A 5324-nucleotide genomic window follows, 5' to 3' on the forward strand; every position below is an offset into this window, starting at 1 on the left:
GGCCTCCAATACCTCCTCGCTGTCGCTCACGCGGCTGGCGGAGGTGACCGGCCGCCCGGAGCGGGTCGTGGGGATGCACTTCTTCAACCCGGTGCCGGTGATGCCGCTGGTGGAGGTGATCCGCGCCCGGCAGACCGCGGACCACGTCGTCGAGACGGTGGAGGCGCTGGCCCGGGACCTGGGCAAGACCCCGGTGCGAATCGGCGACAGCCCCGGCTTTGCCGTCAACCGCATCCTCATCCCGATGATCAACGAAGCCGCGTTCGTGGTCGAGGAGGGCGTGGCCACCGCGGAGGCGGTGGACGAGGCCATGCGCCTGGGGGCCAATCACCCCATCGGTCCGCTGGCGCTGGCGGACATGATCGGCGTCGATGTGGTGGTGGCCATCATGGAGGTCCTCCAGCAGGGCCTGGACGAGGCCAAGTACCGGCCCTGCCCGCTGCTGCGCCGGTTGATGGATGAGGGGCATCTCGGCCGCAAAACCGGCCGGGGCTTCTGCGAGTATCCCGCCGAGGGCGGCTGACCGCCGCGCTCAGCCGGAGGCGTCGTCCCCGGCCGGGCTGTCCAGCGGCGGGAGGATCTCCAGCCGCTCGGCCATCCTCACCCAATGCGCCAGGTCGCGGGCCTGCATCGCTTTCATGGCACGCAATCGGTAGATCTCGGCGGTCTTGGCGCTGACGCCCAGCGCCTCGCCGATCTGCCGGTTGGTGCACCCGAGCGCGGCCAGGCGCAGGATGTCGCGCTCCTTCGGCCGCAGGGCGTCGAAACGCGCCCGCAGTGCGGCTGCGTAGTCGTGCCGGGCGCGCCGCCGGCGGGTGTGTTCCAGCGCCTGCTGGACGCTGTCGATGAGCTGCTGGTCGTTGAACGGTTTCTCGATGAAGTCGAACGCCCCGTGCTTTAGGGCGTGCACGGCCATGGGCACGTCGCCGTGGCCTGTGACGATGAGCACCGCCGCGTCGACACCGAGCGCGTTGAGCCGTTCCTGGACCTGGATGCCGCTCATTCCGGGCATGCGCACGTCGAGCAGGATGCAGCCGATCTCCGGGCCGAGCTCGGCGAGCAGGGATTCCCCGTCCGGGTAGACGGTGACCGGCAGGTGCACGGAGCTCAGCAGCCAACGCAGGGAATCGCGGAAGTCCGGGTCGTCGTCGACCACGGCCACGGTGAGGGCGCGCTCATCCGTCATTCGTGGCGTCTCCGTTGCAACGGCGATCGCGGCGGCAGAGTGTACCCACGAAGCGGCAGCCACCGTCCGCCGGGGCTGGGGCCAGGCGTAGCTCGCCGCCGAGAGCCTCCATGATCGAGGCGCTGATCGACAGGCCCATTCCCAGGCCTTCGCGCTTGGTAGTGAAGAAGGTCTCGAAGATGCGTCCGTCCAGCCCGGGGCTAATGCCGGGGCCGTGGTCGCGTACGGCGAACGCCACGCTCGTCGTGTCCTCGCCCCAGGCGGCTATTTCCACCAGGCGTCGCTCCGGGACCATCTCCGCGCAGGCTTCCACCGCGTTCATGATCAGGTTCACGATCACCTGCTCCACCTGAACCGGGTCAGCGTCGGCGGCGGGGAGGTCCGCCGCCGTGTCCAGTCGCAGGGTGACGCCCGCGGCCTCGGCACGCCATTCGCAGTGCGCCCGGGCCCGGTCCAGGACGGCGGCGAGGTCCATGGACGTCCGCCGCACGTGGCCCCGGCGCACGGAGGCGCGGATGCGCTTGAGGATCTCGTTCATGCGCTGGACCTGGCTCTGAAGCTTCTGTAGCGGTGCCGCCAGTTCGCCGCACGGGCGGTCGGGTGCGGCGCGGATGACATTTAGCATGCCGCTGGCATAGTTAGACGTCGTCGCCAGCGGCTGATTGAGTTCGTGGGCGACCTGCGAGGCCAACTCCCCGGTCGCCGCTAGGCGATTGGCGTGGGCGATCTCCTGTTGGTGTTTCTGTGCCTGCGCCTCCGCGTTCTTGCGCTCGCGGATGTCCCGGTTGAGCAGTGTCATCCTTCCGGCGGGGCCGTCCGGGTCGTCGTCGGTCAGGGCCACGGTGAGCACCGGCACTGCCTCCCCGCCGGGGCCCTGCATCTCCAGCTCGCCTTGCCAGCTGCCCTGGGCGCCGAGCGCCGGGCGCACCTCCTCGCGCAGGCGCCGCAGCGAGCCCGGTCGGTAGAGCCCTTCCAGCGGTGCGCCCGCGTCCGTGGCAGCCGTGCCGAAGCGTCCGCGCGCCGCGCGGTTGGCCGAGCCGAGGCGCTCGCCGAGCTCCACGAAGAGCACATAGTCCGTGGTGGACTCCACCGCTCGGGCGAGCCGTTCCCGCTCCCGCTCGGTGGCTACACGCCGGGAGACGTCCCGGGAGACGCAGAGGATGTCGATGAGCTCGCCGGTGCCGCCGTCGCGGTGGGTGACGCTGGTGGTCTCGAACCAGACATAATGTCCGGCCTTGTGGCGGATGCGGTAGAGGTGCAGATAGAAACCGTGGTCATGGAATATCCGTGGATCCTTGTCGAACACGGCGCGACGGTCGTCCGGGTGGAACAGGTCGTAGGCGGAGATGCCGATCACCTCCTCCGGCGTATAGCCGAGGAGCTTGCGGATGGCCGGCGATGCGAACAGGAAGCGCCCGTCTCTTCCGTGGCGAGAGATAACATCGGTGGAGTGATCCACCAACAGCCGGTAGCGGATGTGGTCGTCGTCGCCGGGGGCGCCGTCGCCCGGCGCCACTTCGTCGCCGTACCACAAGGTGTGGCCGTCGCGCTCCAGGGGTTGGCAGGACCAGGTCAGGGTCAGGCCTTCCACGGGGTGGGCGGCGTCGCGCACGCAGCCGCCGGTGGCGAGGGCCTCGCGGTGAAGTGAGGTGCGCGTGGGGGGCAATAGCCCGCTGGCGTCCAGGCCTGTGCGCGCAATCAGCCGTTGCGCGGTCCGATTGACGAAGCACGGTGTGCCGTTGGCATCCAGTTCCACCACCGGCACTGGCGCATCGTTGAGTACGGATTGGGCCGCTGTCCTCGCGCCAGGCGGTCTATGGCCGGTCGGGGGCGGCGCAGAAACGCGTGTACCTGTCATTGCGCGAGAAGGTCATGCTGCGGTCGCGTTGGCGTTCGATCGTCAATGATACCATCCGCGCCACCTCGCACTTCTCCAATTTCCTGGCCGTGCCGCATCAGCGTCTGTCTCGGCCGCACTTGCGGGGTACCCGCGCTGTCGCCCCGATGTCTCGTACCACGAGATCCGGCATTTCTTCGCCCCGCAGGAGCACGGCGTCGACGAAGCGCCGCACGGCGGCACGGTCGGGGAGTTGGAACCACCGCCCACGGGGATACTGGGCGACGATGGGGCCGCGGTTGCAGGGGATTAGGCAGCTCGTCTCGGAGACGATACACCGTTGCCACAGCTCGGCCGCCCGCAACGCGTCGGTGAACTCCGCGCGCAGCGAGGGCGCGTCGCGAAAATGGCAGCGCGGTCCGGTGCATACCAGCAGGTGATGCTCGAAGGCGGGCACGTGATCTCACCCGGGCTTGCCGAGCGACGGTGGAACCGTCTTTACGGACTTGGCCGTGTGTGCGGAATCTACGGCCTGGCGCCGCACTGTCGCCAGCGTCGCCTCCTCAGCACACTGGTCCTCGCCGAGGGTGACCGTGACGTTCGACGGGGCCCGTGTCTGTCGCCAGTGTGCCAGCGCCCCGGGTAGCCAGGCGGCGATGCTATCGGAGAATGGCAGTCCGACGGGCTGGACGTGCAGGTGACGCGCCCCCGCTGCGGCCATGGTGTCCAGGGCCGCGGGCAGGAATGATTTTCATCTGTTTGTACGCAACCGACCCGGCGTATCCGGGACGTTGCCGGATGCCTGCGTGGATGCCTTTCGATGCGGCACCGGCGACGGCGGTGCCGTGCCTGGCCAGGTTGGCCGGGGCGTCCCCTCCGGCCGAGCGGAGCGGAATGCGCTACCCGGCGGAGGCCGGGGGGTGGAACACGCCGGCGCAGAACGGCGGCGGTGCCAGGGCGCCGTGGTGGGTGCCGGCGTCGTAGTACCGGGTACTGAACGGCCGTGCGGCCACGTCGGCCTCGCGGAAGCGGTCCACCGGCGTGCCGCGCCCGGCGAGGGTGGCGCTCCACCAGCCGCCGGGGTAGCTCGGCACCGGGAAGGGCAGGGTCACGCGCTGGTCGAAGTCGGCCTCGGTGAGCGCCCCGTGGAGATCGCGGATGAGGGTGTCGGCATGGAACAGCGGCGACTCGCTCTGCTGCATCACCAGCCCGCCGTCGTCGAGGACGCGGTGCACCTCGCGCAGGAAGGGGGCGCCGAACAGGCCCTCGGCGAAGCCCACCGGGTCCGTGCTGTCGATGATGACCACGTCGAAGGCGCCGGCCGGCGCCTCGCGGACGTAGGCGACGCCGTCGGTGAAATTCAGCTCCGCGCGGGGGTCGCCGTTGGCCTCGGTGAGCTCCGGGAAGAAGCGCTCGGACGCCCGGGTCACGCCCTCGTCGATGTCCACCAGCACCGCGCGCTCCACGCCGGGGTGGCGCAGGACCTCGCGCAACGTGCCGCAGTCGCCGCCGCCGATGATCAGCACCCGTCGGGGGTCGGTGTGGGTGAACAGCGCCGGATGGGCCATCATCTCGTGATAGAGGAAGTTGTCCCGCGTCGTCAGCATCACGCAGCCGTCCAGGGTGAGGACGTTGCCCCAGTGGCTCGTCTCGAAGACCTGGATGTGCTGGTAGGGGCTGTGCTCGTCGAGGAGCGTACCCGTAATGCGCAGCGAAAACGCCACGCCCTCGTCCTCGAACGCTTCGGAAAACCAGTGCTCGTCGAGACTCATGCCGTGCTCCGCGTGGATCGTGGGCGGGAGTTTACTCCTGATAGCGGTGTCCGGCACAGGGCGGCAATCGTGCAGTCGCGCCGTGTGCCGGGGGCGCTGATATCATGGCCGTTTCTTCCCGTCGGCCAACCCGCCTTACGCCGTGTGCGGGCAGGGTAACGAACGGGGCATTACAGCACAGAGAGAGGAGACCAGTCGGATGACTGACACGCCGCAGCGCATCGCCGTCGTGGGGGGCGGCACCATGGGACGGGGGATCGCCCAGACCGCCCTCACCGCGGGCCGGGAGGTCGTCCTGTGCGACGTCTCCGAGGCCGTTCTGGACAAGGCCCGGGAGGCCATCGACGGTGGCCTGCGGCGCCTCGTCGACAAGGGCCGGCTGGAGGCCGACGCCGCCGAGGCCGCGCTCGCGCGACTCAGCGTCACCACCCGCATGGCGGACCTGGCCGATGCAACGGTGATTGTCGAGGCGGCGCCGGAGTCCCCGGAGCTCAAGGAGGGCATCTTCCGCGAGCTCGACACCGTGGCA

The 5324-nt window shown here is 69.7% G+C and carries 6 protein-coding genes; 2 read left to right on the top strand and 4 right to left on the bottom strand.

Translation table 11 applies throughout. The features are described 5' to 3' along the window. On the top strand, positions 1-523 hold a 523-nt coding region (locus ACEZHJ_RS02915), incomplete at its 5' end, for a 3-hydroxyacyl-CoA dehydrogenase family protein (protein WP_375036224.1). Positions 524-532: 9 nt separating this feature from the next. Here ACEZHJ_RS02915 and ACEZHJ_RS02920 read toward each other — a convergent pair. The 4 genes from ACEZHJ_RS02920 to speE all read right to left on the bottom strand — a co-directional run bounded on the left by ACEZHJ_RS02920 (position 533) and on the right by speE (position 4795). After that, positions 533-1186, bottom strand: coding sequence for a response regulator transcription factor (locus ACEZHJ_RS02920; protein WP_018719666.1), 654 nt, complete (start codon positions 1184-1186; stop codon positions 533-535). Continuing rightward, on the bottom strand, positions 1176-2951 hold the full coding sequence (locus tag ACEZHJ_RS02925; protein ID WP_018719665.1) for a PAS domain S-box protein: 1776 nt from the start codon (positions 2949-2951) through the stop codon (positions 1176-1178). The genes ACEZHJ_RS02920 and ACEZHJ_RS02925 overlap by 11 nt, the downstream gene beginning before the upstream one ends. Before the next feature lie 535 nt (positions 2952-3486). Continuing rightward, entirely contained in the window at positions 3487-3744 is a 258-nt protein-coding gene (locus ACEZHJ_RS02930) for a hypothetical protein (RefSeq protein WP_156831294.1), read from the bottom strand. Between the two features lie 178 nt (positions 3745-3922). Then, positions 3923-4795 (bottom strand): spermidine synthase, encoded by an 873-nt coding sequence (gene speE / locus ACEZHJ_RS02935; RefSeq protein ID WP_375036225.1) that lies wholly within the window; start codon positions 4793-4795, stop codon positions 3923-3925. Between the two features lie 199 nt (positions 4796-4994). Between speE and ACEZHJ_RS02940 the strand changes: the two genes are divergently transcribed. Then, on the top strand, positions 4995-5324 hold a 330-nt coding region (locus tag ACEZHJ_RS02940; protein ID WP_375036226.1), incomplete at its 3' end, for a 3-hydroxyacyl-CoA dehydrogenase NAD-binding domain-containing protein.

This window comes from Arhodomonas sp. KWT2 (assembly GCF_041949875.1).
In the GTDB taxonomy this organism is placed as follows: Bacteria; Pseudomonadota; Gammaproteobacteria; order Nitrococcales; family Nitrococcaceae; genus Arhodomonas; species Arhodomonas aquaeolei.

Coding starts and splice junctions, on each gene's coding strand:
- ACEZHJ_RS02920 (WP_018719666.1), bottom strand. CDS start 1,186: ATGACGGATGAGCGCGCCCTCACCGTGGCCGTGGTCGACGACGACCCG.
- ACEZHJ_RS02930 (WP_156831294.1), bottom strand. CDS start 3,744: ATGGCCGCAGCGGGGGCGCGTCACCTGCACGTCCAGCCCGTCGGACTG.
- speE (WP_375036225.1), bottom strand. CDS start 4,795: ATGAGTCTCGACGAGCACTGGTTTTCCGAAGCGTTCGAGGACGAGGGC.